Genomic DNA, 2,445 nt, shown 5'->3' with positions numbered 1-2,445 from the left:
TTTTCTCTGCTGACCCGGCGGCGTGTGTGCCGTTGTTCCGTGTCAGTGGAGGCGCATTATAGGGAGTTATTCTGAAGTGACAAGAGGAAATTTAAAAAAAGTTTCCGTCCGTGTTTTTTTTCACCAATAGCGATGAAATCAAGCTACAAAGTGTTCTATTTGATGTATCTGCAACCACAATCACATTCACGGTGGCATACTTATCGACAAGAATCATTAAGGAATAAAAGCAATGCCATTGAGCGCACAACAGCTGGCAGCCCAAAAAAACCTGTCTTATGTGCTGGCAGAAAAGCTGGCTCAGCTGATTTTAGCGGGTAAATATGCCCCGGGTAGCATCCTGCCGGGCGAAATGGAGCTGGGCGAGCAGTTTGGCGTGAGTCGTACCGCCGTTCGCGAAGCAGTGAAAACCTTAACAGCAAAAGGCATGGTGCTACCGCGTCCGCGCATTGGCACGCGGGTAATGCCACAAAGCAACTGGAACTTCCTCGATCAGGAACTTCTCTCCTGGTGGATGACAGAAGACAACTTCAATCAGGTCGTCGATCACTTTCTGGTGATGCGCAGCAGTCTTGAGCCGCAGGCCTGCCTGCTTGCCGCCACGCTCGGGACAGCCGAACAAAAAGCCCAGCTCAACACCTTAATGGAAGAGATGGTGTTCCTGAAAAAGCATTTCAACCGCGAGCGCTGGGTTGAGGTCGATATGGCCTGGCATGAACATATCTATATGATGAGCGCCAATCCGTTCCTTACCTCTTTTGCTTCTTTATTCCATTCGGTGTACCACACCTACTTTACCTCTATTACTCAGGACGAAGTGGTGAAGCTGGATCTGCATCAGGCCATTGTCGATGCCATTCAGGAGAGCGACGGGCAACGAGCCCTGAGCGCGTGCCAGGCGTTACTGGTCGCGCCAACCCACCAGCAGGTGAATAAATGACAAAGAAAAAAGCACGCAGCATGGCCGGGCTGCCGTGGATTGCAGCCATGGCGTTCTTTATGCAGGCACTGGATGCCACCATCCTCAACACCGCACTTCCCGCCATTGCGCAAAGCCTTAACCGATCGCCGCTGGCGATGCAGTCCGCCATCATCAGTTACACCCTGACGGTTGCAATGCTGATTCCGGTGAGCGGCTGGCTGGCCGATCGCTTCGGCACCCGTCGCATATTTATGTTGGCCGTAACGCTCTTTACGCTCGGTTCGCTGGCCTGTGCATTATCATCCTCTCTGACCGAACTGGTTATCTTCCGCGTTCTGCAGGGAATTGGCGGCGCGATGATGATGCCCGTGGCGCGCCTGGCACTTTTGCGCGCCTATCCGCGCAGTGAATTGCTTCCCGTACTCAACTTCGTCACCATGCCCGGCCTGGTCGGTCCGATACTTGGCCCGGTGCTGGGCGGTGTGTTTGTCACCTGGGCCAGCTGGCACTGGATCTTCCTGATTAATATTCCAATTGGCGTAGCAGGGCTGCTGTATGCCCGCAAATATATGCCGAACTTCACCACGCCAAGACGCAGTTTCGATATGGGTGGTTTTTTCCTGTTTGGTCTGAGCCTGGTATTGTTCTCCAGCGGGATGGAGCTGTTTGGTGAGAAGATAGTGGCAACATGGCTTGCGCTGGCTGTCATTCTTGGCGGTATTTTGCTGTTCCTTCTTTATATACGTCATGCACGCCGTCACCCGACACCGCTGATTTCGCTGTCTCTCTTTAATACGCGCACTTTCTCGGTAGGTATCGCGGGGAATATTGCTTCGCGCCTGGGGACGGGCTGCGTACCGTTTTTGATGCCTCTGATGCTGCAGGTCGGTTTCGGCTATCCGGCCCTGATAGCCGGCTGCATGATGGCGCCCACGGCAATGGGCTCAATTCTGGCCAAATCAACCGTCACGCAGGTGCTGCGCTGGTTTGGCTATCGGAAGACGCTGGTTGGCGTAACGGTCTTTATCGGGCTGATGATTGCGCAGTTCTCGCTACAATCTGCCTCGCTTCCCGTCTGGATGCTGATCCTGCCGTTGTTTGTGCTGGGTATGGCAATGTCAACGCAGTTCACGTCGATGAACACGATTACTCTCGCGGATCTGACTGACGACAACGCCAGTAGTGGCAACAGCGTGCTGGCGGTGACTCAACAGTTATCAATCAGCCTTGGGGTGGCTGTCAGTGCCGCGGTACTGCGGTTCTATGAAGGTTTTGACAGCGCGAACACCGTCGAGCAGTTCCACTATACCTTTATCACGATGGGCGGACTTACCGTCGTTTCAGCGCTGGTCTTTATGCTGTTAAAACCGAAAGATGGTCGAAACCTGATTAAAGAACGCCACAAAACAAAAGCTAAACCGAACCCCGTTCCATCAGAACAGGAGTAAGCTGCAGACGCTGCTGCTGCAGCGTGGGCTGCGCCATTCGGTGGATTAATACATCAATGGCCAGCTCACCCAGTT

2 protein-coding genes and 1 pseudogene are annotated in these 2,445 nt (G+C 53.5%); 2 read left to right on the top strand and 1 reads right to left on the bottom strand.

The genetic code is table 11. From position 1 onward, the window contains the following. Positions 1-232 precede the first annotated feature (232 nt). Together AX755_RS17840 and mdtD are read left to right on the top strand one after the other, a co-directional pair. The gene (locus AX755_RS17840) at positions 233-940 is read left to right on the top strand and encodes a FadR/GntR family transcriptional regulator (RefSeq protein ID WP_062857182.1); all 708 of its coding nucleotides are present in this window, start codon (positions 233-235) and stop codon (positions 938-940) included. Continuing rightward, the gene (gene mdtD / locus AX755_RS17835) at positions 937-2,370 is read left to right on the top strand and encodes a multidrug transporter subunit MdtD (protein ID WP_062857181.1); all 1,434 of its coding nucleotides are present in this window, start codon (positions 937-939) and stop codon (positions 2,368-2,370) included. The genes AX755_RS17840 and mdtD overlap by 4 nt, the downstream gene beginning before the upstream one ends. On the opposite strand, the pseudogene AX755_RS25865 reads toward mdtD, so the two are convergent. Beyond that, a pseudogene (locus AX755_RS25865) lies at positions 2,336-2,445 on the bottom strand (transcriptional repressor PurR); the annotation flags it as partial. The gene mdtD and the pseudogene AX755_RS25865 sit on opposite strands and share 35 nt — an antisense overlap.

The sequence above is a fragment of the Enterobacter sp. SENG-6 genome (assembly GCF_001605945.1).
In the GTDB taxonomy this organism is placed as follows: Bacteria; Pseudomonadota; Gammaproteobacteria; order Enterobacterales; family Enterobacteriaceae; genus Enterobacter; species Enterobacter cloacae.
This window is presented reverse-complemented; position numbering and strand designations above follow the sequence as displayed.